Here is a 26368-nt window from a genome sequence, read left to right as displayed (position 1 = left end):
GGTTCTCGCGCACGAGCCGAGTCGTCACCTGGTGCAACACATCCCGACGCCGGTCAGCGATCCGGGCATGCACCCGCGCCACCTTCACCCGCGCCCTCTCCCGATTCCGGGAGCCCTTCTCCTTACGCGCCAGATTCCGCTGCGCCCGGGCCAAGGCGGCACGTTCCCGGCGCTCGTGCCGCGGGTTGTCGACTATTGTGCCGTCCGACAGGGTCAGCAACCGGTTCAACCCGGCGTCGATCCCGACCATGGCCGTGGTGGCCGCAGCGGTGACGGCGGGCACCACGACACGCAGCGACACGAACCAGCGGCCCGCCCGGTCCTGCGACACGGTCACCGTCGACGGCACCGCACCGTCGGGCAGCGGCCGCGACCACACCACCGCGAGGGGCTCGTCCATCAGCTTCGCCAGCCGCAACTCACCGGCTACGTAGGTGAAGGCGCTGGCGGTGAACTCCGCCGACCGACGCGACCTCTTGCGCGACTTCAACCGCGGAAACCGGGATTCGCCGTTGAAGAACTTCTGGTAGGCGACGTCCAGGTGCCGCAGCGCCTGCTGCAACGGCACACACGACACTTCGGTCAGAAACGAGAACTCAGCCGTCTTCTTCCAGCCGGTCAGCAACGCCGACGTCGCCTGGTAGCCGAGCGTCTCCTGCCGCTGCTGCCACGCCTCCCGGCGGGCCTGCAACCCCAGGTTGTACACCAGCCGCACACACCCGAACGTCCGCGTCAACAATCCGGCCTGCGCCTTAGTGGGATAGAAGCGGTACCGGTACCCGCGCTCCACCCCCGCAACCATCCACAGAGGATAGAACACCCGTACGACCACCCCCGCAGCGGGCCGGCCGGCCTGACGCCGATCCGCCGTGCCGGCGAATCGGCTGTCCCTGCCCTGCTCCGCAGGGCATTGCGTGTCCTCCCCGGCCTGGAGGCCGCAGTATCCACGGAAGGAATCTGATGACTGTGGTGAAGAAGCGCTCCCGGCTGATCACCGTCGACGGTGTCGTCTACCGCTGGCGGGTCCGCCGGCACCCCGCCCACCAGGGCCCGCTCTCGTTCGCGATCGAACGGGCCGACCGCCGCGGCACGATCCTGATCGCCACCACCCCGGACACCCGCCCCACCGACTGGGTCGGCACCGCCACCCCACCGGCCGTCCCGTCGATCGTGGCCGCGATGATCCGCGAGGCCCGGTCGCAGGGCTGGCGGCCCGACACGCGCGGCCCGGCGTTCCCGCTGACCGTGGACGCCCGCTCCTGGTCCGCCTGATCACTCATCCACCGGCAGGGGACACGGCAACGGCCGGGCCGCTTCGCGACCCGGCCGTCACTCACTGAATCACGACCAGTACATCGACAGCCTGTCGAAGGAGCCCCGCCGCTTCATGCCCACGTCTCCCCCGTCGTCCGGCTCGGCCTCGCAGCCGGCCACCGTCGAGGAGGCCGTCACGTAGCAGACGTCGCCCGCGGTGGTACCGGCACCGCCGTCGACGCGGTCGACCGCCGCCGCGTCCTCGAGCAGACCGATGTACTCGTGGATCCTCTCCCCGGCGAGCAGATCGTCGCCGTCACCGCCCCGGATCGTGTCGTTGCCGACGCCACCGCTGGCCCAGTCGTCCCCGGCGCCGCCCTCGACGGTGTCGTCGCCGTGCTCACCGACGAGGAAGTCATTGTCCCCCTCGCCGTAGAGGACGTCGTTGCCGGCGCCACCCGCGACGACGTCGGTTGCGATCCGACCGGTGTACGAGCTGAATCCACCGGAGCCGGCCCACACGTGGTCGTCACCGCCGCCGCCCTCGATCATGTCGGCGCCGATGGAACCCCACAGGTTGTCGTCACCGCTGCCACCCGCGAGTTCATCGTCGCCGGCCTGACCGTAGAGCGTGTCGTTGCCCGAAAAACCATAGACACGGTCGTTGCCGTCACCGCCGGCCACGATGTCGTCGCCACTGTCGCTTGAGATCTTGTCGTGACCTGCATCACCCCAGATCCGGTCGCCGCCGGTGTCGCCCGAGATCCAGTCGTCACCCGCACCGCCGCTGATCCGGTCCGCGCTGGACTCGCCATTCAGCTGGTCGACGCCGCCGTTGCCGTACAGCCGGTCACCGCTGGTGCCACCCCTGAAATAGTCGGGGCCGGAGCCGCCGATCAGAGTGTCGGCGCCGGACCCGCCGGTGGCGTCCAGGGCGACCGACGTCTTGTTGCGAAGGGTGTCGTTGCGGTCCCCGAGCGAGACGGTGATCTTCGCCGTCGCCTTCGAGGTGGTGCACCGGACTTTGGTGCGGTCGCCCTTGACTGCCTTGCAGCCCCTACCCGCTTTGATCGCCACCCGGTCGTCGAGGGTGACCGTCCGCCCCGAGATCGTCATGGTCAGCGAGTTCACGCTGCCCGACGACGCCTGGAACTGGACCTTGCCGGTGCCGACGACCTTGACCGACCCGGCCCCGGCCGCCGAGGCCGGCGACGAGAGCAGGAAGGGCGCGGCGACGACCGCGAGAGCGGCCACGCCGATGGCGGACAATGTCCGCCGATTGACAAACATTCGATGAAACCCCCGTTTCATACGTTCGGCCGAAAGATGGATCCGACCGCGTTCGCAGCAGCGTAGGGCGTCGATACAGGACAGTCGAGCCCAGCGGGGTGATCACGGAACGGCGATAGTTGTAATAGGATTGGTTACGATGGCAGCGAACAGCAGGGTGACGATTGCGGCGCACGCGTTGGCGTGGCTGGAGCTCGCACGGCAGCGCGGGCGACCGTGGATGACCTCCGACGAGGTGGCGGCGAGCGTCAAGACGAATCCGGTGATCCTCCGGCGCAGCCTCGGCGACCTGCACAAGGCCGGGCTGGTCAGATCGCGGCGCGGCGCCGGCGCGGGGTTCTCCCTGGCCCGCCCCGCCGAGGAGATCACCATGCTCGACGTGTGGAACGCGGTCTCCCCCGAGCCGCTGCTGGCCCTGCACCGCACCGAGCCCAATCAGGAGTGCCCGGTCGGCGCGGGCATCAAGCCGGCCCTGACCGACACCTACGACGAGGCCACCGAGGCGTTCCGGGCGGCACTCGCCCGCCGGACGATCGCCGGGATTCTGGAGAAGATCCTCAACACATGATCGTGGAGCTGCGGCAGTACACGTTGCGCCCCGGGCGCCGGGACGACCTGATCGCGCTGTTCGACCGGGAATTCGTCGAGCCCCAGGAGAAGTCGGGGATGGCGGTGCTCGGCCGGTTCCGTGACCGCGACCGGCCGGACCGGTTCGTCTGGCTGCGCGGCTTCCCGGACATGGCGGTGCGCCTGCGCGGGCTGCGCGAGTTCTACGGCGGCCCGGTGTGGAGGGAGCACGGGCCGGCCGCCAACGACACGATGCTGGACTCGGACGACGTACTCCTGCTGCGCGAGATCGTGCCGGTGCCCCGGCGGGCGGACCGCGACGGCTCCGATCTGACGGCGACCATCTGGTTCCGGGACCGGCCGTTCGACGACGAGTTCACCGAGTGGTTCGCGGATCAGGGCACCGGCGCCGTGGCGGTGCTGTCGACGGAGTATGCGGTGAACGACTTCCCGGCACTGCCGGTGCGCGAGGGCGAGCACGCGTTCGTGTGGTTCGCCCGGCACGACAATACGATCGAGGTGCCCACCCGATTCGGCGTGGCCGCCACCGACCGTCTCCGCCTGGAGCCGGCCACACGATCCGCGCCGCACTGAGATCCGGTCCCACCGGGCATTCGCGCAAATGATCCGGACGGTCGGCGAGTCACCCCCATCGGGAGTGATCGCAGGTGACCACCACCCAGTTGATACCGCTGACCTTTCCGCGAATCCCGGTGTCATTACAGCGAGAGCAGGTCGGGGTGTCGAAACTGACCGCCCGACCTTTCTTCGCCCGGTGATACCAGACGATTCCCCAGATTCCACTGGTGATCATCGTCAGGTTGAGGTGCAGAAAGTGCTCGAGCCAACCGATCGGCCGACGGTAGGGGTCGTTCACAGGAAATCACTCCGGGACGCGGGATGCACAAAAGGGCAGTCGCCGGACCGTATCACCGAACCCCGTTATGCAATGGCCGACCAGGCCGCACCGAAAGCATCCCGGCGCGTTCGCGAAAATTGCTCGCCCAACCTCGGCCTACGGGTAGGCGGGTTCATTTGAAGTCATCCGGTCAGTCGATTCCGTCGACATAACCGACCGCGGGGTCCCCCGGGGCGATGCGGACCGGATAGTGCCACCGCCGGAGAGCCTGCGCCATCTTCGTAGCGCCCGCGGGATTGGCCGAGTGGATGACGACGACACCGACGTCGAAGGGCCGGCCTTCGAAGGCGGCCCGTTCCAGGACTTCCACGACCGGCCAGATGGTGTCGTCACCGCCCAGATCATGGTCGAGCCAGAGTTCATCGACCCGGCGGCTGCGGTGCCGGCCGAGAAGCCCGACCCCGGCCGAACTGGTGCGAGCCACCTCAGCCAGCCGGCCGTCAACAAAGGAACGGAGATCGTCGACGAGGACGATCGCCGGCTCATGGTCAGTCATCGCCCGATGATGCCCGCTCTCCCCCGCTACCTCGATCGAATATCGCGGGAGTCCAGCCACCATGCCGGTCACCGCGTCACCTCCGACCAGGCTGCCCGCGGCCGCACCGCGCTCGACCACGTGACCACGCGGCAGGGGGATCAGCCCGAGAAGAAGCCGACGATCCGGGGCACGATCCAGACGATGAACACCAAGAGACAGATGACTCCGGCGAGGATCCCGCCGACAATGAAGCCGGCTGTCGCCAACCCCCTGCCGTCGTCGCCGGTACGCCGGATCTGCCGCTCGGCGAGGTATCCGAGGATCGCCCCCACCGGAGCGAGAAGGCCGGCGAGGTAACACAGGCCGAGAAGGCCGACGGCGAAGAAGCCGACCATGCTCGCCGCCGCCAGGCACGAGGTGGCCAGCGACGCGATAGCGAACCTGTTGATCCGCGCCGAAGCGCCGTGCGGCACCGGGTACGGATGAGCGGGTGGGATGGTCAGGGTTCCACCATGACCACCCGCCGGGGGTGCACTGCCCACCGACGGCTCGGGGCCGGGCGATCCGGGCATGGGACGGAAAGCCGAAGACTCGGAAGGTCCGCGATCATCAGACGGTGGTGGCACGGTGGTCATTCGGGGGCTCCCCCTGTCGCCGGCTACCGGTCAGGGTATTCAGCGTTTGAAGTGATCTCAACAAGATCCGGCCGCGGGACGGCGTACTCCTCGGCTTGCGGTCCTCGGGGTTGACCGCGCTCCGGGTTTCGATCACTGGTGTTCGAGGGCCAGGCGGGGCAGGCGGCGGGCGATCACCGCGGGCAGCCACCAGGCGCGGGTGCCGAAAAGGTGCATGACGGCCGGTAGCAGCAGGCACCGAACGATGACCGCGTCGACCAGGACGGCGACGGCCAGGCCGAGGCCGAACTGCTGGAGCATGCGATCCGGTGACAGCAGGAAGGCGCCGAAGACGACCACCATGATCGCGGCGGCCGCGGTGACCACACGCCCGGTCGTGGCCAGGCCCTCGCGGACGGCCCGGGGCGCGTCGTGGGTGCGCGCCCATTCCTCGTGCATGCGGGCCAGCAGGAAGACCTCGTAGTCCATGGAGAGACCGAACACGATCGCGAAGATCATGACCGGGACGTACGCCTCGATCGGGCCGGGCGCGACACCGAAGGCACCGTGCTGGAAGACCATGATCATGATGCCCATCGCGGCACCGACGCTGAGCAGGTTGAGAACGGCCGCCTTCACCGGGATCACCAGTGACCGGAAGAGCACGAGCAGCAGCAGCGCGGAGAGGCCCACGACGACCGCGACGAACAGCGGCAGCCGTGCGGCGAACGCGGCCGACACGTCGATGACGGCCGCGGTCGAACCGCCGACCAGCAGCGTCACCCCGTTGTCGTCGGCCACCGGGACGAGCACGGTGTCACGCAGGGTGGTGACCAGCCGCGCGGTCGCCTCGTCCTGCGGCGCCGACTCCGGGAAGGCGATCACCGTGGCGACGTCACTGCCGGAGGCCGGAATCGCGACGGCGGACGCGACACCGGGTGTCGCCGCGAGGGTCCGCTGGACGGCGGTGGCGGCTGCCTCGGCCGGGCGTCCGGCGGCGTTCACCACCACCACCAGTGGCCCGTTCACACCGGGGCCGAAACCGGTGGCCAGCAGGTCGTACGCCCGGGTGCTGGTCTTGCTGCCGGCGTCGTTGCCGGCGTCGGCGAAGCCGAGTCGCATGTCGAGAACCGGGACGCTGAGCGCGCCCAGGGCGAGGAGCGGCAGCAGGACCGCCGGCCAGGGACGGCGGGCCACCGCGTCACTCCAGCGGCGCCACAACCGGCCCTCCTCGCGAGGCTCGCGGTCGCGGCGGGCCGCCTTCTCCGCGCGGCGGGTCACGGTACGTTCCAGGCGCGCGCCGAACAGCCCGAGCAGGGCGGGCAGCAGGACGAGAGCGGCCAGCATGGTGACCAGGACCGTGACGGCGAGCGCCACCGCGACGCCCTGCAACGCGCCGAGACCGAGCAGGACCAGTCCGAGCAGCGCGATGATCACGGTGGTTCCGGCGAAGAAGACGGTACGCCCGGCGGTGTCCGACGCGACCCGTGCCGCGGCGACCCGGTCGGCGCCGTCGGCCAGTTCACTGCGGAACCGGGAGAACACCAGCAGCGCGTAGTCGATGCCGACACCGAGGCCGACGAGGATCACGAGCGGTGTCGTGAAGTCGGCGACCGTGGCGACGTGCGACGCGAGCGTGACCAGGCCGATCGCGGTGCCGACGGCGAACACGGCGATGACGATCGGCAGGCTGGCGGCGAGCAGCGACCCGAACAGCAGCACCAGGATCACGAGGGCGGCCAGCAGCCCGGCTCCCTCGGCGGCACCGCCCTCGGCCTCCTCGGCGGCGCGGGCCGCGTCCCCGCCGACCTCCACGGTCAGACCGCCGGTGCCGGCCGACCGCGCCGTCGTGATGATCGCCCGCGTGTCCTCGACGGGGACGTCCTCGGCGAGGACGTCCAGAGCGACCGTGGCGTACGCGATCGTGCCGTCTCCGGAGATCGCCGTCGGCGGCGCGCCGCCCTGCGGGTAGGGGCTGATCACCTCCACCACGTGCGGCAGGGTCCGCACCTGGGCCAGCATGGCCTCGATCCGGCTGCGCACGTCGGGCCGCCCGACACCGGCCGGGTCCCGCACGACCACGTCGAGGGTGGTGCCGGCCCGGGTCGAGGCCCGCTCGGCGAGCAGGTTCTGTGCCTGCTGCGACTCGGCGCCGGGCAGGGTGAAGTCGTTGCGGAACTGGCTGCCCGCCAGGTTCGCGCCGACGGTGGTGCCGGCCAGTACGAGCGTCCACAGCAGCACCGCGGTCCACCGGTGGCGGCCGGACCAGCCGGCCAGGCGCTCGAACACGCTGGGTGGGCGTACCCGGGTGAGAGTCATCGTGTCCTCCGTCGAAAGCTGACGGAAGGTGACGCTAGGGACGGCGGGCACTCCCCCGAAACCTTCTGCCGGGAGCTGCACCCCTACCCCTGGAGGGGTACGGCCGATGCCGCCGCGGGAGGATTCGGCGGGTGGCCGGCGGCCGTACGCTGGTCGTCGTGGTGACGAGGCTGGGAGCACGCGGTCGGGTCGTGGTCGACGCCGCGGTGGCGACGGCCACCACGATCTTCACGGTGGTGATGCTCGACGAGGGTGGGCTGGGTTCCTCGGAGCCGGGGTACCACCCGCTCGACGGGCCGGGCCTGCTGCTCGCCGTCCTGTCGGCGGCCCCGCTGGCGCTGGCACGCCGCTCCCCCGGGCTGGTCTGGGCGGTCACCTCGATCGCCTCGTTGCTGCTGCTCGCCGGCGAGTACGGGCTCGACGTCCCGCCCGGCCCGCTGGTCGCGACGTATGTGCTCGCCGAGGCGGTCGGCGGCGGCGCCACCCCACGGCGGCGGCTGGTGGCGGGCGGGAGTGTCGCGGTGTATCTGCCGGTGGCCACCGCTCTGATGGTCGCCGACGGCAAGTCGGTGCTCGGCATGTCGTCGGGACTGTTCGCGTGGGCGGCGATGTTCGCGCTCGTCTGGACCGCCGGGGACCGCAGCCGGCTGCGGCGCGAGCGCATCGCCGAGTTGGAGGTCACCGCACGGCTGCGGGAGACCGACCTGGAACGGCAGCGCCGCCTCGCCGCCGCCGAGGAACGCACCCGGATCGCCCGTGAGCTGCACGACTCGGCGGGCCACGCGATCAACGTCATCCTGGTCCAGGCCGGTGCGGCCCGGCTGCTGCACGAGAAGGACCCGCAACGGTCGCTGCGTGCCGTCGAGACGATCGAGGAGGTGGCGCAGGCGACGATCACCGACATCGACCGTCTGGTCCGCGCCCTGCGGCACGGGACCGAACCGGCCGAACCGGCCGAACCCGCTCCCGCCGGTACCGCGGCGCTGGAGGAACTCGTCGCCCGGCACCGGTCCGGCGGCCTGGAGGTGTCGGCCGCCTTCGAGGGCGCACCGCGCGGCCTGCCCAGCGGGGTGGCCTGGGCCGCCTACCGGATCCTTCAGGAGGCGCTGACCAACGCGGCCCGGCACGGCTCGGGTACGGCCGACGTCGCGATCTCGTACGGCGTGAACGCGGTCGGCATCCTGGTCAGCAATCCGGTCGGCGACGACATCTCTCCCGGCGGTGGCCTGGGGATCGTCGGCATGGGCGAACGCGCGGCCCTGCTGGACGGCGAGTTCGAGACGGCGACCGTCGACGGTGTCTTCCGGCTGCGGGCACGGCTGCCCTACTCCGCGCCCGCCTCGACCGGTGCCGCGGCATGACCGGGCAGCCGGTGGTACGGGTGCTGATCGTGGACGACGACGATCTGATGCGGGCCGGGTTGCGGGCGGTGCTGTCCAGCGACGACACGATCGAGGTCGTCGGCGAGGCCGCGGACGGCCGGGAGGCGGTGGCAGTGGCGCAGCGGCTGGTGCCGGACGTCGTACTGATGGATGTCCGCATGCCGCACCTGGACGGTATCGCCGCCACCCGCGCGGTCAGCGCCGCCGTGCCTGCCGCCCGCGTGCTGGTGCTGACCACCTTCGAGGACGACGACTACGTCTTCGGCGCGCTCACCGCCGGGGCCTCCGGGTTCCTGCTCAAGCGCACCCGGCCCGAGCGGCTCATCGAGGCGATCCACACGGTGGCCGCCGGGGACGCGTTGCTGTCGCCCTCGGTGACGCGCGCCGTGATCGACCGGATGGCGCCCGCCGCACCACCGGACCCGGCCCGCGCCGAGCGGCTACGGGCGCTGACCGCCCGCGAACGTGACGTGCTGCAGTTGGTGGCCCGGGGCCGGTCGAACGGTGAGATCGCGGCGGAGCTGTTCGTCGAGGAGTCGACGGTCAAGACCCACGTGAAACGGATTCTCGGCAAGCTGGCGGCCCGGGACCGCGCACAGGCGGTGGTCGCCGCCTACGAGACGGGCCTGGTCCGGCCGGGCACGGACACCGGCCACCCCTCCTGAGACGTCGAGAGTCACGGCGTCATCCCTTCTCAGCCCAGCCGTCGATTCCGGCGGCCGGCGCCTCCCCCGGTGCCGACTGGTGAACCGGTTAATCGGATCGTCCCGCCGTCCGGCAGGATGGTTGTCATGGCGACGATTCTGATCACCGGCTCCAGCGACGGCATCGGGCGGCACACGGCGGAGATCCTGGCGGCGGACGGGCATCGGGTGACGCTGCACGCCCGCACCGACCGCCGTGCCGAGGACGCACGGAAGGCCGTGCCCCAGGCGCATGACGTGATCGTCGGCGACCTGGCCTCGCTGGCGCACACCCGTGAGCTGGCTGCCCAGGCGATCGGAGCCGGCCCGTTCGACGTGGTGATCCACAACGCCGGCATCGGCGGCGGGCAATCGGCCCCGGAGATCACCGAGGACGGACTGGAGCGGATCTTCCAGGTCAACACGCTTGCTCCGTACCTGTTGACCGCGCTGATGCCGACACCGGCCCGCCTGATCTATCTGACCTCGGGACTGGAGGCGAACGGCCGGGTACGCCTCGACGACGCGCAGTGGCGGACCCGGCAGTGGGACGGCATGCAGGCCTACAGCGACTCCAAGCTGTACGACGTGATGCTCGCCTTCGCGGTGGCCCGGCTGCGGCCCGGCACCCTGAGCAACGCGGTCGACCCGGGCTGGATCCGCACCCGGCTGGGCGGCCCGGACGCCACCGACGACCTGCCGCAGGGAGCCGAGACACAGGTCTGGCTCGCCACCTCACACGAACCGGCGGCCACGGTGAGCGGCCATTACTTCAAACGCCGCACGGACCTACGGGCCAACCCGCAGGCGTACGACGAGAGCCTGCAGGAGCAGTTGCTCGCCCTCTGCGCGGACCTCACCGGCGTCAAGCTCCAGGCATGACCATCCGCCGACGGCCGCCGCACCCTCCCGGGCGGCGACCATCGGCGGATGGGGCGGAGAACGGGAACCCGGCGGTCAGACCGAGAAGCCGCCGTCCACGTTGATCACCGCGCCGGTGACGTACCGGGCACCGTCACCGGCGAGATACGCGACCGCCGTCGCGATCTCGGCCGGTGTTCCATAACGGCCCAGCGCGGTGAAGCCGGTGATCGTGGCCGCGGCCGGGCCGTCAGCCGGGTTCATATCGGTGTCGATGGGGCCGGGGTTGACCAGATTGACAGTGATACCGCGCAGGCCGAGGTCCCGGCTGAGGCCCTTCGTCAGTCCTACCAGGGCGGTCTTGCTCATCGAGTACAGCGAGAAGCCCGGGAACACCGTGCGTTCCACCATGTTGCTTCCGATCGTGATGATCCGTCCGCCGTCGCCCATGTGTCTGGCGGCGGCCTTCGACGCGAGGAACGGCGCCCGCACGTTGACCGCCATCATGTGATCGAACTCCTCCCGCCCGAGATCCTCCACCGGCCCGATGAGGAACACCGCCGCGCTGTTGACCAGGATGTCGAGCCGGCCGAACTGGTCGACCGCACGGTCGACCGCGGTGGTCACCGCCTCCGGGTCGGCACTGTCCACCTGCAACGCCATGCCGCGGCGACCGAAACCCTCGATCTGCTTCATCACGACCGCGGCCTGATCGTCGCGGTGCTGGAAGGTCAGCACCACATCAGCGCCGTCCTCGGCCAACCGCGCCGCCACGCCGGCGCCGATGCCCCGGCTTCCGCCGATCACCAATGCCACTCTGCCGTCAAGATCGTTCGTCATGTCCCCACTGTGGTCTTCACGCGCGCGCTCGTCTGGCGGCAATCGGACCCGACGTTCCACATCCGGTTCGACGATTCGGCATTCACTGGTCCTGAAGGCGAAGAAGCACCAACAGAATGGTTCCATCAGCGCCCGCAGCCGGGAGCGGAGGCGGTTGCGGGGACATGGTTCCCAGCCACGAAATGGCCACTGGTGCGCTCGCACCCACGCCGGGAATGCTCGCACCCACGCCGGGAATAGAGCCTTGGCCTTCGCTCACCGTTGTCGTCTGCCCGGATCTCCTCGAAAGCGATCGCGCATCCTTTCGCAGCAATCTTCAACGCTCCCTCCCGCCCTGACCGGGCGCGTAGCGGTCGAAGTTCTCCCTCCTACCGGCGATCGCTGTCATCAATATATGAGCGAACCTTGAAATATCTAATAGGCGTCTTCGTCGCTGACGGAAGCTCGTAGCGAACGGCGCCGGAGTCCCTTATGGAATGGGAGCCCTCCCAGTCGGAAATTAGCAAAGTTTGTGAACTATAACGGTATCGGATTGCCGGGATATCGACGTTGACGATGCACTAGCTGGTGTGCAAAATCTGAATGCCCGTTGCCGCCACGCCTTCAAGAGGTTCGAAATTGTTCGAGGACACTCCCGCGACGCCCAGTGGCGATCCTGAGCCGAACACCGGCCTGCGCATCGGCCGATGGGTGCCCGATGCGGCGAACACCACGCCGCGTCCCGGCGTCCGTCGCCGCGCTGACCGCGTCCCGGCTGTTCCAGCGACCGTCACGACGTCGGCACCGGAATGGACGGCGTCGGAGCCGTCCCGGCGGCGGGTTCACCCTCGGCGTCGGAGCCGCTTGGTCGCCGCGGGCCTGGCCGGTGTCGTATCCGCCGGATCGATCCTGGCCCTGTTGCGGCCGGCCGCTGAGCCGGCCGCGGACCACGCCGATGCGGCGCCCGCCGGCGTCACGAATCCGGGCCGGTTCTCACCGGGCCCGCAGATTCCGGTCTCCGTGGAGCCGAGCACCGCACCCGCTTCGCGCCCGCCGTCACGGCGGCCACCGGCCGGCCCGGCGCCGACCACCGCTCCCGCCACGGTCACCATCCTTCCGGCGGACCACGAGAGGGGTCTGCGCTCGGTCGAGTCCGAGCGGGAGACCGAGATCAAGTTCGTCAACCACCGCGACGAACCCATCGTGATCAATTGGCTGGACTACCGGGGCGACAGGGAGCGTTACGGGATCCTCGCCACCGGCGGCGTCCGAGAACAGCGGACCTACGTCAACCACCCCTGGGTGATCACCGATCTGCGAGGCCGGAGCCTGGCGCTCCTCCTGCCCACCACCCGGCCGGCTCAGGTGACGATCACCTGAGCCCAACGACGTCCGCGCCTCTGGGCCGATCCCGCACGATGCTCAGCGCCGAAGTCAGCCTCCAGAACGCCCACATCGCCGCCACCACGCCGATCCGCGCACCGCCATCCGCTGTGACCGAGCCCGCAGGAGCAGTCCCGGTCGGCAACCGGAGCTGAAGAGCCTCTTAATGGGTCATTGCCATTTCATAGATACGATTACCTGATGGTGGTCAACGGGGATGCCGCGGAATCCATCTCGCGGGCGGCAACTTCGCCTGGAAAGAACATCCAGGGAAGAGAGCGAAACTGGTACCGGGGCGACTTCCACGTGCATTCACAGCGCTCACATGGCGGCGAACTGACGCCGGACCAGATTGTTGAGGCGGCCTGCGGGGTGGGTCTCGACTTCATCGCCATCACGGAGCACAACACCGCGGAGGGGCATGTCGATTGGGAGTCCCGGGCAGGCGATGACCTCCTGGTGATACTGGGTCAGGAAGTGGTGACCGAGACGGGTCACTGGCTGGCGCTGGGCATCAACTCCGGCCAGCTCATCGAAGGACGCTACGGCGTCCGTGACGACCGCATCGACCACAGCGTCGCCCAGGTTCATCAAGCCGGCGGTCTGTGCGTGGTGGCGCACCCCTACACGCCATACCCTTCCGGCACTTTCATGTACCCCTTCCACGGGTTCGACACGATCGAGGTGTGGAACGGCCAGTGGAGCTCGGACCTAGCCTGGCAGGCGGACAACGAAACAGCGCTGGCAGAGTGGGGACGCAGCCTGGCCTCTGGCATTCACCACGGCCGGTGGCGACCGGCGATCGGCAACAGTGATGCTCATCTGCAGGGTCAGATCGGCACTCCCCAGACCGTCGTGCTGGCCGACGAGCTGGGCACCGACGCCTTACTCGTCGCCATCCGGGCGGGACATTGCTGGATTGCCGAGTCGGCGAGCGTCAATCTCACCTTCGTCGCCCATGCCCGTAACCGCACTGCTCAGGTAGGGCAGCGGTTGGAAACCGGCGGCGATGACGTCGCCGTGAGCGTGGAAGTCAGCGGCGTACCATCCGGCACGGTCACCTTCCACACCGAACGCGGGCCCGTTCACCACGTCGATCTTCCCCGCGAGGGCACCGCGTCGATCACCTGGACCACCAGCGCCGAGCAGTCGGCCTTCGTCGGTATCGAGGTCCGCCATCCCACCCATCGCATCGCTGCGCTTACCAACCCCATTGGGCTGGTTCGTACGATCGTGAAGTGAAATCGCAACGCCCCGGCAGGTCCCTGCGGAAGATTCTTCATGAGGTTGCTGCTCGGCCGGACTGCCGTGTGCTCGCCCCCGGTGGATCCGTCAGTGTCCCGGACGACCTTGTGCTGCCGAAGGAACCGCATGAGTTTCATGAGCTGTGCCAGGTCACTTGCCGGAACGCGGGAGACGACCGAATCCGATCGTGAGAGCGGCGGCGACGGCGGTCACGCCGAGAGTGACAGCGCCGGCCGCCGGGGAAACCGTCGAGACGAGAACGATGGCCGCGGCCACACCGACGCCGAGAACGCCACCGAGAAAGACCCACTGGCGCCTGGTGAGTTCGACCGCTCCGGGGCGGAGCGCGGAACGCGATTCCTCCTCCACGTTCATCACGGTGGCACGGGTCACGGCGGTCAGCAACCCGGACCGATGTGGCCGCCGCCCGAGCGCAGAATTCAGAGCCGACCGAGAGTCGCCCGGCAACGGGAAGCCGCCTTGACCACCCGAGTGATCATCCCCGGCTGCAAACGCGCAGCCCGGAGCCGCTCCAGCTCGTCGAGCGCCTCTGCCGTGCCGATCAGTTCCAGGGAGAGGATCGCGGCATTCGCTACGACGAGGTCGCGGGCACCCTGGCCACGTACCTTCGTCGCGGCATATTCGGCCAGCGCACCGACCGCCGCCGCGTCTTCCGGGACGGGGTCAGTGACCGCGAGCAGGAACAGCAGGCCGCGCAGCGCCGTCGCGTTGTACACGTCGATCAGTTCGTCGGCGTCGAAGTAGTCGAACCGGCGGAATCCGATCGTACGGGGCAGCGGCACCAGCGCGAACCAGCGGTGGATCCGTTGCCGCCATCCCGTGGGCAGGTCGAGTTCCCGGGCCTCGCGGCTCCATCTCACCAGCGGCCGGGATCCGGTCACTTGCAGCGCGTGAGCGAGCATCGGGCGGCCCTCGGGCTCCGCATCGGCGGTCTCCGCCCACGGCTCGCCGACGTTGAGCAGGCCGTCGGCCTTGGCGATCCAGGGCAGCAGCAGGGTCGGGTCATGGCGATACTGCACGGTGCGCCGCATCACCGCGATCAACCCGGGCGGCAGCGTACCGGTCTCCCGCTCAGCGACCACCGCCAGCACGTTGAGGTCGCGAGCGAGACCGGACGTCTGCGCGCCTGTCGCGTCGATCAGGTGCCGGGCGACCGGCCAGGGCAGCTCGTCCGGATCCAGGTCGCGGGCGATCACCCCCAGCAACCCGCAGACAGCCGCCGGTGCACTCGCACGATCACCGATCGCGAGGATCAGAGCGTGCCGCCGACGGTCCGGCAAGGATTCCAGGTGGCGTAGCACCATGGCGTCGTCGTAACGCCACGAGTCCTCATTCGCCGCACCGAGCGCAACCAGTTCCTGCGCCAAGGTGTCGTCGGCGCCGGCATCGAGCAGGTCACGGACACGGCCGAGCCGCTGCGGGCCGGGAAGAGAAGCAAGCACGGCGGACAGCATAGGGATGTTTCTGTGTACGGGAGGGTGCCGCGTCAGGTGCTGCGAGCGCCGAGACCGGCCGGCCGGCTGACGACCATCGGCTACGGCGTCTCGAATTCGTCGAGGAAACGCCATCCGGGGTGTTCGCGGTGAAGGAGGTCCAGCTGACCGTGCCAGTCGGGAGATGTCAGGCGACGCGGGGGTTCGACGGTCGTCATGCCATTCTTGCGACTGAATCCCCAGCTGAACCCGGTGATCGCCTTGACCACTCGCGTATCGCCTTCGAAGTCCTTGAGGTAACCCAGGAAGCTATGGCACAGCCAATCGAGATCGGCGCCGGTTCGGCGTGCCGGCGCGTCGAAGAGGGTCGGGGTGATACCGAAGAAGCCGAACGGATGAGGGACCGCACCGACGAACATGAGGGGGTCCATCTCGAAGGCTTCCCCGCCGCTGTCGTTGTCAGTGGAGCGCACCATCTGAATCCAGCCCATCAGGCCGGCATAGCCCTTGGCCGGATAATGAATGGTGGCGTGGCAGTGCGGCAGACCGACGGCTCCCGGCGAAGCGCCCAGCTCGTCCGGATCACGAGTCACATCGACGGTGACGTCGATGGTGCCCGGGATGCCACGCAACGAGAACGGTAAATGCATGGGCAGGACCCTACCGCGCCCGTCGGTGGCCGGCGGGTGGCGACAGGTCAGCCCAGCGCGTCGCGGACGTCCGTACCGTGCTCGGCGAATGTCTTGAAGTCCCGCATGTGCTGTAGTGACTGTTTGCGGAAGGCGCTGGGCATCAGAAGCCCCATCAGCCGCATCGGCAGGCCGCTGAACCGGTATTCGTTCTCGCTCACCCAGAGAGTCTTGTCTGGACCGGCTTCGGTGAACCGGTCGCGTACGGCGCTCCACATTCCCTTGGTGACGAGTTCGCGGTCGAAGTGGACGACGGTCTCTTTCGGGATCCCGTGCAGGTCTTCCGGTTCCCGGCGCGTGATGGTCTCGGTGGCCTCGATCTCCTGCTGTCCCATTCGCAGCACGACGCGCGACTGGGTACCGGCCTGTCCGTGGATTCCGGTCAGCGGCTCGTGCAGCACCAGACCTCGCAGCCATTTCGGCAGGTGTACCGGGTCGGCGAGCATCTGGACCACCCTCTCCCGCGGCAGGTCGATCTCGATCGAGACGGTGAACTTCATGGCGGAGTGCTCCCGATTCCGAGTGGAAGGCAGGCACACACCGGCCTCGTCCTAAATTAGTCCAGTCCGCTTGTCGTCACGGCGCCGCAGACCGCGGCGCCGCCCGAGATCGACGGACTCGTCCGGTAAATCAAGCGACAGCCGCGCCCGCGGGCATTAGCCTCCGCCGAATGTCTGAAGAACTGAGCTCCCTCACGTGGCGGCCGCTCACCAGCGAGGACGCGAAGGCGGGGGCGGATCTGCTGAACGCCATGGAGGCGGTTGACAGGATCGGCGAGTTCTACGACGAGGAGGACGCACTCCAGGAGCTGATCGATCCCTATGCGGAACTGGAGCGCGGAAGTCTCGCCGCCTTCGACGGTGACGTGTTGGTCGGCTTCATGAAGTGCCGGTACGAACCGGACGCGGAGAAGGTGCATCGGGTCGTCATGGACGGCGGGGTGGCCCCCGGCTACCGGCGTAAAGGGCTCGGTTCCGTATTGGTGAAGGCCGGGGTGGCGGCGGCGAAACAGCTGCACGCGCTGTACCACCCGACGCTGAGGCTCGTGGTCGACATTCACCGGCTCGAAGGCATCGCCGGTCTGGCGGAGCTGCTGGGGTCCCATGGTTTCGCACCGATCCGCTATTACCAGCACATGGAGCATCTGCTCGGCGACGGTATCCGTGACGCCGCGATTCCCGCCGGGCTGCGGATCGAGCCGTGGTCGGAGCGCAACGACGAGGACTTCCGGCTGATCCGCAACGAGGCGTTCAAGGACGACCTGCTGTGGGCACCGATGCCCGCGGACGCCTGGCGCAGCGAGGTCATCAACCAGGCGTTCCGGCCCGCTGTCAGTTTCCTGCTCCGGGATGCGGCGAACGGCACCCCGGTGGGCATGCTGGTGACGATGTCCTGGGACGCCAACACGGCGGCCACCGGTAGCCGTGACGCGCGCTTCATGCTGATCGCGACGCAGCCGGAGTACCGCAAGCGGGGCGTTGCCAGCGCCTTGATCGCGCATGCGCTGCGCACCGCGGCCGACCAGGGTTACGACCGTGGGATCGTGCAGGTGGACTCGGAGAATCCCTTCGGGGCCTTCGGCATCTATGAGAAGGCCGGATTCACGCCGAAGCTGCGGTTCGTACGCTGGGCTCTCGAGATCCGATCTTGATTGCTGTTCGACAAGGAGGGGAGCCCGTCAGGGCTTGGTGAGCAGCGCGGGCAGAGTCTCGGAGCCCTGTCGGAGCGAGTCGAAGCCGGTGCCGTCCCCGGGCAGTACGCCCGGGACCACGAGGCGTCGGCAGTTGTCGAGTTCCACGTGGATGTCGCCTCGTGGGGTGGTCAGCACGGCGAACCGGTCCGCTGGGGTGGTGCACGGTGCCGCCGGCCGGGACACCTGGATCTCCCGCTTGACGGCCGCCCACCGGCCGGGCGGCAGCAGACCACCGGAGACGAAATCGCCCTGTGGTTTCTCGGTATTCTGCTCACTCGCCTTCACCCGGTAGACACACAGCCGTACCGCTGCGGTGTCATCGGCCAGTGGGGCGATGTCGCCCCGCCGTGTGGGCGGGTAGAAGGCGGTGAACCACACCATGTCGGTGAAAACCTGACCGCATCCGCTCGCGGCGGCCTCGGCGGACTCGACCTCCTGGATCACCCGTGTGCTGACGCGCGTCCACCGCAGCTCCCGCATGGCACCCGTGGCCTCGGCGAGCGGCTTGCCGCAGGAATCGCGGGGAATGCCGGGGCGCACCCATCGGCCCCGGGCGTCGAGCAGCACCATCCGTGGTGCGATGTGGCCCTCGGCGGTACACAGCTGTGAATCGTCGCCCGGGCCGGGCAGGGGCGGCGGCGGCACATCGGACAGAGACGGCCATGGCACGTCGGACGAGGACGGGTCCGGCGCGCCGGACAGAGGCGGCGGTAGCGCGTCGGGCAGGCGCAGCGCGGCGAGCAGGGCTGTCACCTCGTCGGCGCGGTCCTCGACGGCGATCGCGTCGGTGCCCCCGTCGGGCCGGCGTTGCGTTTCTTCCCCACACATCACGGCGGCCACCGGGAGGAAGGTGTCGACCAGGTGCGGGAGCGGCACGGTGCCGGTTCCATCGTCTGTTGGCTGCATGGACGGTTCGACGGCACAGGAACGCCAGTGCGGATGGATCTGCGGTGCACCGGGTACGGCTGACGTCGGCTGACCTTCGGTCTGCCCCATTCCACCGGTCTGGCCCGCGCAGCCGGCGGCCATCAGGGTGAGGACCCCGCCGACCGCGAGCGCCGCCCTGCCCCGGGCCACCGCGGTGGCGATCCCGGTAGCTTGAAACCGCAGTTTGATCACTGCGGGAGCCTAGAACGGGCAGGCCGCCGCCGGGCCGGTAGCCGAGCCGGTGAACGATCCCGAACGGGTACGGGCAGACGCCACCTCGCGCCCGACGGCCGCCATTCGGCCGGGCCGCCCGGACGGAGGAGCCGATTGCCGATGCGTTCCTGGCAGCGCGGTTGTCACGAGGAGGGGATCCGTGACGTCGTCACCTTCGCACGAGCATCCTCGGCTCCCACTCCGGATGGCACCGCGACAAAGTAGCCGATGTGAATGCGGGTCGAAGCCGTCAACTTTCCGGGTGGTATCGGAGCGATCGCCACATTCCCAGAGCCCAGGAGAGGTCTCTGGAGTCATCACTGATAAACGCTACTTGAACATACGTGCCGCGCCTGATGGTGTACGCAAGGAGGCCCCACTGCATGCGTTCGCCGTGGGCCTCGGGGTACCAGGACCCGTAGCGAAGGTCCCCGGTTTCGCCGTCCCTCTCCCTGAACCGGGATACCGGTGCGGGATGAACGTCGTGGAGAATGTCGGTCAGGATGTTTTCGGGAGACTGCTCGATCGGCGGTTCCCAAACGGCCAGCCAGATCGTACGCACCGGCGGCCCGACAGAAACAAACTGGAGAACGTCATCGACGACACGACCACGAAAAGAGTCGTCAAGGTCAATGCTCCAGTCCCGGGTCAGACCGCGTCGCGACACGCACCCATCCTCACATGCTGCCGTCCGAGTACGCCCGTCGCCGGTCTCGCCACCTTCCGTAACGGGAGTCGGCCAGCGTGGACGGCCCGCTCCGGTGAGTAGGCAGCTCGCCATTGATCACCGGGCTGTGGGCTAGGGCTGCTTCCTGGGCCGGGAAGCAGCCCTCACCCACAGGTGGCCGCTCAGATCGGCCGAAGATGATCGTCCGCCTATGTGAAACTGCCCCAACCGGTTGACTTCGCCTCAGCGCGAGGAACGCTGACTGCCTCAACTGGCCGCGTGCATCGGCAACCTTGCGGGCCGTGATGGTTCAAGCGCTTGCGAGTCGGCGGTCGCCGAGAAGGCGCTTCCCGGTGTCCGCTCATGGACGGCGACCTGGAGGATGATCCGGCCCGGCTCCGTGTGCAGTGCGACGACGGAGAGATCAGCCCGAGCGGAATCGCCTCCGGCCCGCGATGCCTCACCTGTCGCTGAGAGGGTTCGTCCCTGACGAGGCCACGCTCGCCGACGGTCACCGGAGACCCGCTGACACGAACCCGCCGCCCCACGCCGGATCGATGATCATGAAAAGATCCCCGGAGATCGATTCACGGGGAGGACTTCTTGTCCAGTTTTCGCAGATGGGCCGCGTTCGTACTCGCGGTGATGGGTTTCCTCGGGGTGGCAGCCGCACCGACGGCGGCGGCGCCCACAGCAAGAACGGCGCCCGCACCGGCGGCGGCACCCGCAGCAAGAACGGCGGCGTCCGCATCGGCGGCGGCGGCTGACACGGCGTTCCGGGTGGTGACCTACAACGTGTGTGGCTCCTACGTCGGCAACTGCTCGTATCAGACCACCGGCCGGCCCGACTCCCAGCAGTGGGCGGCGCGGCTGAAGAGCCAGATCCTGACCGAGGACGGCCGCCAGCCGGACGTGATCATGTTTCAGGAGATGTGCGCGACGCAGCGCGAGGTGGTCCGTGAGGCGATGCCGGGTTACGGGGTGGCGTGGGTGCCGTTCTTCACCCACGGCCTGTGCCCGCGCTGGGACCGCGGCTACACGGCGGCGGACTACAACGAGTTCGGCACCGCGATCTTCATCAAGGGCGCTGCCGCCGATCTGCCCGAGCAGGTCGAGACGCTGACGCCGATCGCCGCGGCCGGGGCCCAGGTCCGCAAGCTGCTCTGCACGAGCGGGGTGGTCGGCGGCCGGGACACGCTGGTCTGCAACGTCCACACGGCCGGTGAGATCGCCGACGCGGGGGCGCCGCAGATGATGGCGGCGATCAACCGGTTCGCGCAGGGGCGGCCGGTGCTGTTCGGTGGCGACCTGAACGCCGACCCGTTCGACCCGAACCTGAACGCCTACTACGGCATCGAGGGCGGGGTGGGCCCGTTCACCGAGGTCGACCAGGCCAACCGCAGGTTCTTCGATCCGCGCTGTGCCCGGTTGACGCTGTGCCGTTCCGGTGACATGACCACCGAGGGTGCCGAGCCGCGCAAGTTCGACTACCTGTTCGGCACGGCCGGCCGGATCTCGTGGACCGGCAGCCGGGCCATCACCCCCGCCGCGGGCAGCCTCACCCACCAGCCCGATCACCGGGCGCTGCGCGGTGACGCGGTGTGGAGCGACGACGTCACGGCGCCGGCGGTCCCGTCGGTCGAGCCGGCGAGCCGCGGCGTCAACGAGTACGGCGTGGTGGACGGTGTCAACTGGGCCGGTGTCCGTAAGGCCACGGCGGGCCGTTTCGCCGGCGGCGACGACCTGGCCGACCTGCTGGTGGTGCGCTGGAACGGCGATGTCCAGCTGTATCCCAACGAGGGCGGCCGGCTCGGCGCACCGACGACCGTGGGTACCGGCTGGACGGACGCGGCCCGCGTCACGTCCGGTGACTTCACCGCCGACGGCCTCGACGACGTGGTGGTCCGGTGGACGTCCGGGACCGTCTTCGTGTATCCGGGCGACAACCGGGGCGCCCTCGGCGACTCGGCCATGCTGCGTACCCGGTACTTCTTCAAGTCGGCGACCGACCTCATCGCCGGCGACCTGAATCAGGACGGGGTCACGGATCTGCTGACCCGGCAGGGTGACGGCACCCTGCTGCTCTACCCCGGCGGGACCGGTGACCCGACCGGGCTGGGCTCCGCGGCGTCGGCCGCCCCGGACGGTCTGGCCAGCGGCTACATCGACCGCGACGGCACCACGGATCTGCTGGTACGCCAGGTCGACGGCTCGCTGCTGCTGCGTCCGGGCGGGTCCGGCGCGGCCCGTGTCCTGCAAACGGCGCCGGCGAGCCTGAGCGTGCGCCCGATGTTCGAGGTCACCGGTGATTTCTCCGGCGACGGGCGGACCGATCTGGCGGTCCGCTGGGGTCATGACGCCGACCGGGTCAAGGTCCACGCGTCGCCGGCCGACGTGATCGACCCGGCTCAGGGCACCCCTCTGCCGGCTGTGACGCACGGCAGCGGCTTGTTCGCCGCCACCCAGGTCGCCGCCGGTGATCTGACCGGCGACGGCAGTTCCGATCTGGTGGTGCGGTGGCGCTGGGGCAATGCCGAGCTGCTGGCCGGCAACGGCGACGGCACCTTCACCAAGCGTGGCCCGGTCGGTGCGGCCGGCCAGTGGTCGAACACCGCGCACCTGATCATCGGGGAGTACACCGGTGGCGGCGGCCGGGACATCGTGGAGCACCGCCGGGACGGCAGCGTGCTGCTGTATCCCGGGAACGGGACCGGTGTGCTCGGGACGGCGTCCACGCTGCGTACGTCCGGGGGCTGGTCGGACGCCGTGGAGGTGGTCGGCGGCGACCTCAACGACGACGGCAATGACGACCTGCTGGTCCGGTGGACGGCCGGCAGCGTCCACCTCTTCACCGGCGACGGCCGCAGCGGGCTGGACAGCCGGATCATCATCCGGGACGCGGCCGACGGCTGGTCCGACGCGGTCGGCATGACCGTCGGCGACCTCACCGGCGACGACGGCAAGGACGACATCCTGGTCCGCTGGCGGGCCGGCAGCGCCTTCCTCTACCAGGGCCTGGGTACGGGGGCCATCGGCGCCCGGACCGAGTACCGGCCGGCGGGTGCGCTGACGGCGGCGTCCGCGGTGCTGGTCAGCGGTCCGGACATGATCATCAAGTGGAGCGACGGCAGCACTCGGCTCTACCCGGCGACCCCGGCGACCCCGGCGACAGCGGCGACCCCGGCGACAGCGGCGACCCCGGCGACAGCGGCGACAGCGGCGACAGCGGCGACAGCGGCGACGGTGACCGTCCGGTCGTTCGATCTCGGTTCCGGCGTCGACCGGTTCGAGTTCGGTAACGGTGGCGCCTGGACCGGTGTCGCGGCGGTCCGCGGCAGCGCGGCGATCACCCCGCCGGCCGGTGCCACGAGCATGCAGGTGGTGGCGGTCGACGAGTTCGGCAACCGGTCCGGCGTGGCGACGGTTGCGGTGGGCTGACCGGCTCTACCGGTCGGCCAGCACCAGCTGGAGTTCGAACCGGACCCGGGGGTCGTCGAGGTCGTCGCCGAGGAGTTCGCGCAGCCGGTTCAGGCGGTAACTGACCGTCTGGGGATGCACGAACAACTCGGCGGCGACCGCCGTACGCGAGCCCCAGTGCCGTAACCAGCTGGCCAGGGTGATCAGGAAGGCATCGCGCTGGCTCGCGCGCAGCCCGGCCAGGGGTGCGAGCCGCTGGGCGGTGAGGACCGCGAGGGCGCCGGGTTCGCCGCGTAACGCCAGTGCCGCGAAGTGGTCGTCCACGAAGATCGGTTCGGGGCCGGGCGTGGTCAGTTCGGCGGCCCGTTCGGCGAGGCGGACGGCCTGCGGCACCTCGGTCCACGGCAGTGCCGGGCCGACCACCGCGTCCCGGCCGTGCAGGGCCTCGGCGAGGGCGGCCCGGTCGGCGCGGGGCCCGGTGCGCAGCAGGAGTACGGCGTCGCGGCCCCGCTCGGCGACCACCCCGTCGGCGCCGAACCGGAACCGGGCGTCGCGGGCCTGGTCGGGCGGCAGCAGCACCGGTACCACGCCGTCGACGCCGGGCCAGCCGATGCCGGTGGCGGCCTCCCGCACCAGGTCGGGTGGGCTGCCGCCGGCGAGCAGCAGGTCGGCCAGCTGGCGGCGGCGCCGGTCGCCTTCGCCGGCCTGTTCGCGCAGCTGGCGGGCCAGGCCGTCGGTGCAGGCGTTGGCCAGCTCGTCGATGAACGCGTTGGTGGCGTCGGACAGGTCGATGACCTCGGCGACGCTGACCGGGCGCTGCTCGGCGAGTGCTTCGGTGGCGGTGCGCAGCAGCAGGCGCGACGCGACGCGCAGCGACGCGAGCAGCGCCTCCGGGCCGCGGCTCTCCCGGGCCTCGGCGGCGCCGAGCGCCACGAACACCTCCCGGATGCGTGGCGGCAGCGCCGGCTCGTCGGTGCCGGCGAGATCGAGGAAACGGTCCAGGGCGACCTGCACGGCGGTACGCACGTCGCGCTCGAATTTGTCGCCACCGGCGTCGCTGCTCTCGCCCACCGCCGCCGCGATCGCCGCCACGGCCGCGGGCAGCCGGGGCCGCATGGCGACGGCCAGATCCGCCGGCACGTGCAGCCAGGGCGAATTTGTCACGCCGTGATAAGTCACGTGCCTATTCTTACTGGTTCACCGACGATGCTTCGATCGGGAAGCCGGACGACGATGGTTCGAGTAAGACCCCAGCGACCTGAGGATCCGCCGTGAAACATCGCCTTTCCCGCCAGCACGTCGTGGACATGTGCCGGACGATGCTCGACCGCGGTTATCTGAAGGCGACCGAGGGCAACGTCTCGGTCCGCATCCCCGGTCATGAGCTGTACGCGGTGACGCCGAGCAACTACGACTACGACAGGATGCGGGTCGACGACATCTGCATCGTCGACTTCAACGGCAAGCACGTGCCCGACCCGGACGGTGCCGGCGGTCTGGTCCCGTCGATCGAGTGCGGCATGCACGCCAACGTCTACCGCGAGCGGCCGGACGTCAACGCGATCGTGCACACCCACCAGCCGTACGCGTCGGCGCTGGCGTTCCTGCGCAAGCCGATCCCGGCGCTCACCGACGAGCAGGTCCGCTTCCTCGGCAAAGAGGTCGCGATCATCGACTACGCCCCGTCCGGCACCGGCTTCCTGGCGAAGAACGTGCAGAAGAAGGTGGCGAGCGGCGACAACGCGTTCATCATCGCCAACCACGGCGTGGTGGCGCTGGGCACCGACCCGGACCGCGCGGTGTTCAACATGGCGCTGCTGGAGAAGGTGTCGATCGCCTATCTGATGGCGCTGACGTCGGAGGCCGGCAAGGTCTACACGATTCCGGACACGATCCGCGAGATCGCCTTCAGCAAGCTGCGCAAGGACGAGAAGCGGATCGCCGCGCAGATCACCGAGGCCGTCGAGCCGATCCGGGTGCCGGCCGACGAGGAGTTGCCGAGCAGTTCGGTCGTCGAAGCGCCGGCGGAGTCGGCGACCTCCGCCGAACTGGGGTACTCGATCAGTGAGTATCCCGACGTGGACGACACCATGCGCCGGCTGAAGGCCCTGGTCGCCCAGCCTCTGCGCGGCCTGCGCCACGACGCGCTGCTGGACACGCTGAACTACTTCGAGACCAAGTGCACGGCCTCGAAGGAGATCACCGAGCGGGCCAAGAAGCGCATTCCCGGCGGGGTCCAGCACAACCTGGCGTTCAACTACCCGTTCCCGCTGGCGATCGACAAGGCCGAGGGCGCGTATCTGACCGACCGGGACGGCAACGTCTACATCGACTTCCTGCAGGCCGGCGGCCCGACGATCCTGGGCAGCAACTATGCGCCGGTCAACGAGCGGGTGGCCGAGGTGATCAAGGAGTCGGGGCCGGTCACCGGGCTGTTCCACGAGTACGAGCTGAAACTCGCCGAGATCATCCACCAGTACATGCCGCACATCGAGATGTACCGGTCGCTGGGTTCGGGCACCGAGGCCGTGATGGCGGCGGTGCGCGCGGCCCGGGCGGGCACCGGCAAGAAGATGGTGATCAAGGTCGGTGGTGCCTACCACGGCTGGTCCGACACCGTCGTGTACGGGCTGCGCGTGCCCGGCTCGTTCCGGATGAACGCCAAGGGCATCCCGTTCGGCGCCACCGGCCGTACCCGGGAGGCGTTCCCGCATGATCTGGGCACGCTGCGGCGCAAGCTGATCGAGAACCGGGTGCGCGGTGGCACCGCCGCGGTGATCGTCGAGCCGCTCGGTCCGGAGTCCGGCACCCGCCCGGTGCCGAAGGACTTCAACGCGAACGTGCGCAAGCTGTGCGACGAGTTCGGCGCGATGCTGATCTTCGACGAGGTGGTGACCGGTTTCCGTACCGGCCTGGGTGGCGCGGCCGGCTACTTCGGGGTCACGCCCGACCTGACGGTGTTCGGCAAGGCGGTCTCCGGTGGCTACCCGATGGCCGGCGGGGTGGGCGGCAGTGCCAAGGCGATGGCGGTGTTCGGTTCGGGTCTCGACGGCAAGAACGGTGCGCACATCCAGGTCGGCGGCACCCTGTCGGCGAACCCGCTGTCCTGCGCGGCCGGCTACTTCGCGATCCAGGAGATGGCCCGGACGAACGCGCCGGTGATCGCCGGGAAGGCCGGTGACCGGCTGACCCGCGGCCTCCAGAAGCTGATCGACAAGTACGGTCTGCCGTACGTGGCGTACAACCAGGGCTCGATCGTGCACCTGGAGTCCAGCGCCGTGCTGATGCTCGACATGCGCAACCCGGTCAAGCTGTTCAAGGAGAACAAGGGCCGTAAGAAGCTGATGGAGCAGATGGGCGCCGCCTACGCCGCCCACGGTGTGATCACTCTCGCCGGGTCGCGGATGTACACGTCGATGGCCGACACCGACGAGGTCATCGACGACGCGCTGTCCCGTTTCGACCAGGTCTTCGCGCAGGTCGAGGGAGTCTGA

Annotated in this window: 25 protein-coding genes; 12 read left to right on the top strand and 13 right to left on the bottom strand. The window is 69.4% G+C overall.

The window, feature by feature from the left end:
- The coding region (locus BC793_RS28140) for an RNA-guided endonuclease InsQ/TnpB family protein (RefSeq protein WP_146246484.1) at positions 1-802 on the bottom strand (802 nt) is incomplete at its 3' end.
- A 158-nt stretch (positions 803-960) separates the two neighbouring features.
- Here BC793_RS28140 and BC793_RS28135 point away from each other — a divergent pair.
- Complete coding sequence (locus tag BC793_RS28135) at positions 961-1272, top strand: hypothetical protein (protein WP_109597571.1); 312 nt, start codon at positions 961-963, stop codon at positions 1270-1272.
- Positions 1273-1341: 69 nt separating this feature from the next.
- On the opposite strand, the gene BC793_RS28130 is transcribed toward BC793_RS28135, so the two are convergent.
- Positions 1342-2544, bottom strand: a complete 1203-nt coding sequence (locus BC793_RS28130) for a calcium-binding protein (RefSeq protein ID WP_158319401.1) — start codon at positions 2542-2544, stop codon at positions 1342-1344.
- 139 nt (positions 2545-2683) lie between these two features.
- Here BC793_RS28130 and BC793_RS28125 point away from each other — a divergent pair, with 139 nt between their 5' ends.
- The gene (locus BC793_RS28125; RefSeq protein ID WP_109597560.1) at positions 2684-3112 is read left to right on the top strand and encodes an Rrf2 family transcriptional regulator; all 429 of its coding nucleotides are present in this window, start codon (positions 2684-2686) and stop codon (positions 3110-3112) included.
- Entirely contained in the window at positions 3109-3705 is a 597-nt protein-coding gene (locus tag BC793_RS28120; RefSeq protein ID WP_109597554.1) for an NIPSNAP family protein, read from the top strand. The genes BC793_RS28125 and BC793_RS28120 overlap by 4 nt, the downstream gene beginning before the upstream one ends.
- 49 nt (positions 3706-3754) lie before the next feature.
- Here the strand turns inward: BC793_RS28120 and BC793_RS28115 are convergent, their stop codons facing one another.
- From BC793_RS28115 to BC793_RS28100, 4 genes are all read right to left on the bottom strand, one after another.
- Complete coding sequence (locus BC793_RS28115; protein ID WP_109597549.1) at positions 3755-3988, bottom strand: hypothetical protein; 234 nt, start codon at positions 3986-3988, stop codon at positions 3755-3757.
- A gap of 172 nt (positions 3989-4160) precedes the next feature.
- A complete protein-coding gene (locus BC793_RS28110) occupies positions 4161-4526 on the bottom strand; it encodes a cyclic-phosphate processing receiver domain-containing protein (RefSeq protein WP_109597742.1) in 366 nt (121 codons plus the stop codon).
- A 140-nt stretch (positions 4527-4666) separates the two neighbouring features.
- Positions 4667-5080, bottom strand: a complete 414-nt coding sequence (locus BC793_RS28105) for a DUF4190 domain-containing protein (protein WP_158319400.1) — start codon at positions 5078-5080, stop codon at positions 4667-4669.
- A gap of 195 nt (positions 5081-5275) precedes the next feature.
- Positions 5276-7441, bottom strand: coding sequence for an MMPL family transporter (locus tag BC793_RS28100; protein WP_109597538.1), 2166 nt, complete (start codon positions 7439-7441; stop codon positions 5276-5278).
- A gap of 131 nt (positions 7442-7572) precedes the next feature.
- Here BC793_RS28100 and BC793_RS28095 point away from each other — a divergent pair, with 131 nt between their 5' ends.
- The 3 genes from BC793_RS28095 (at position 7573) to BC793_RS28085 (ending at position 10388) form a co-directional block, all read left to right on the top strand.
- Positions 7573-8802 carry a sensor histidine kinase gene (locus BC793_RS28095; protein ID WP_109597533.1) on the top strand — a complete coding sequence of 410 codons (1230 nt, stop codon included), beginning with the start codon at positions 7573-7575 and terminating at the stop codon, positions 8800-8802.
- Positions 8799-9488, top strand: coding sequence for a response regulator (locus BC793_RS28090; RefSeq protein ID WP_109597527.1), 690 nt, complete (start codon positions 8799-8801; stop codon positions 9486-9488). Before BC793_RS28095 ends, BC793_RS28090 begins: the two co-directional genes overlap by 4 nt.
- Before the next feature lie 126 nt (positions 9489-9614).
- Positions 9615-10388: an SDR family NAD(P)-dependent oxidoreductase gene (locus BC793_RS28085; protein ID WP_109597522.1), complete on the top strand. Its 774-nt coding sequence runs from the start codon at positions 9615-9617 to the stop codon at positions 10386-10388.
- A 75-nt stretch (positions 10389-10463) separates the two neighbouring features.
- On the opposite strand, the gene BC793_RS28080 is transcribed toward BC793_RS28085, so the two are convergent.
- A complete protein-coding gene (locus BC793_RS28080; RefSeq protein WP_109597517.1) occupies positions 10464-11207 on the bottom strand; it encodes an SDR family NAD(P)-dependent oxidoreductase in 744 nt (247 codons plus the stop codon).
- Positions 11208-12050: 843 nt separating this feature from the next.
- Between BC793_RS28080 and BC793_RS28075 the strand changes: the two genes are divergently transcribed.
- Positions 12051-12566, top strand: a complete 516-nt coding sequence (locus BC793_RS28075; protein ID WP_158319399.1) for a VHL beta domain-containing protein — start codon at positions 12051-12053, stop codon at positions 12564-12566.
- A 204-nt stretch (positions 12567-12770) separates the two neighbouring features.
- Positions 12771-13811 carry a CehA/McbA family metallohydrolase gene (locus BC793_RS28070; RefSeq protein ID WP_109597506.1) on the top strand — a complete coding sequence of 347 codons (1041 nt, stop codon included), beginning with the start codon at positions 12771-12773 and terminating at the stop codon, positions 13809-13811.
- A 153-nt stretch (positions 13812-13964) separates the two neighbouring features.
- On the opposite strand, the gene BC793_RS28065 is transcribed toward BC793_RS28070, so the two are convergent.
- Genes BC793_RS28065 through BC793_RS28050 form a run of 4 tightly spaced genes read right to left on the bottom strand, consistent with a single transcriptional unit; the run spans position 13965 to position 16457 of the window.
- On the bottom strand, positions 13965-14207 hold the full coding sequence (locus BC793_RS28065; protein ID WP_146246483.1) for a PrgI family protein: 243 nt from the start codon (positions 14205-14207) through the stop codon (positions 13965-13967).
- Between the two features lie 47 nt (positions 14208-14254).
- Complete coding sequence (locus BC793_RS28060; protein WP_146246482.1) at positions 14255-15403, bottom strand: hypothetical protein; 1149 nt, start codon at positions 15401-15403, stop codon at positions 14255-14257.
- Positions 15370-15918 carry a hypothetical protein gene (locus BC793_RS28055; protein WP_109597489.1) on the bottom strand — a complete coding sequence of 183 codons (549 nt, stop codon included), beginning with the start codon at positions 15916-15918 and terminating at the stop codon, positions 15370-15372. Before BC793_RS28055 ends, BC793_RS28060 begins: the two co-directional genes overlap by 34 nt.
- 47 nt (positions 15919-15965) lie before the next feature.
- Positions 15966-16457 carry an SRPBCC family protein gene (locus tag BC793_RS28050; RefSeq protein ID WP_109597484.1) on the bottom strand — a complete coding sequence of 164 codons (492 nt, stop codon included), beginning with the start codon at positions 16455-16457 and terminating at the stop codon, positions 15966-15968.
- A gap of 170 nt (positions 16458-16627) precedes the next feature.
- Here BC793_RS28050 and BC793_RS28045 point away from each other — a divergent pair, with 170 nt between their 5' ends.
- On the top strand, positions 16628-17608 hold the full coding sequence (locus BC793_RS28045) for a GNAT family N-acetyltransferase (protein ID WP_203896401.1): 981 nt from the start codon (positions 16628-16630) through the stop codon (positions 17606-17608).
- A gap of 27 nt (positions 17609-17635) precedes the next feature.
- Here BC793_RS28045 and BC793_RS28040 read toward each other — a convergent pair whose 3' ends face one another.
- Complete coding sequence (locus BC793_RS28040; RefSeq protein WP_109597479.1) at positions 17636-18769, bottom strand: hypothetical protein; 1134 nt, start codon at positions 18767-18769, stop codon at positions 17636-17638.
- Between the two features lie 1308 nt (positions 18770-20077).
- Here BC793_RS28040 and BC793_RS49785 point away from each other — a divergent pair.
- Positions 20078-20224 (top strand): hypothetical protein, encoded by a 147-nt coding sequence (locus tag BC793_RS49785; protein WP_158319398.1) that lies wholly within the window; start codon positions 20078-20080, stop codon positions 20222-20224.
- Between the two features lie 16 nt (positions 20225-20240).
- Positions 20241-22895 carry an FG-GAP-like repeat-containing protein gene (locus BC793_RS28030; protein WP_158319397.1) on the top strand — a complete coding sequence of 885 codons (2655 nt, stop codon included), beginning with the start codon at positions 20241-20243 and terminating at the stop codon, positions 22893-22895.
- A gap of 6 nt (positions 22896-22901) precedes the next feature.
- Here the strand turns inward: BC793_RS28030 and BC793_RS28025 are convergent, their stop codons facing one another.
- Positions 22902-24053, bottom strand: coding sequence for a PucR family transcriptional regulator (locus tag BC793_RS28025; RefSeq protein ID WP_239170375.1), 1152 nt, complete (start codon positions 24051-24053; stop codon positions 22902-22904).
- Positions 24054-24145: 92 nt separating this feature from the next.
- On the opposite strand from BC793_RS28025, the gene BC793_RS28020 reads away from it, so the two are divergent.
- The gene (locus BC793_RS28020; RefSeq protein ID WP_109597463.1) at positions 24146-26368 is read left to right on the top strand and encodes an aminotransferase class III-fold pyridoxal phosphate-dependent enzyme; all 2223 of its coding nucleotides are present in this window, start codon (positions 24146-24148) and stop codon (positions 26366-26368) included.

The sequence above is a fragment of the Actinoplanes xinjiangensis genome (assembly GCF_003148685.1).
Lineage (GTDB): Bacteria > Actinomycetota > Actinomycetes > Mycobacteriales > Micromonosporaceae > Actinoplanes > Actinoplanes xinjiangensis.
Note: the sequence above shows the minus strand (reverse complement) of the source record. Positions and strands in the feature narration are given on the sequence as shown.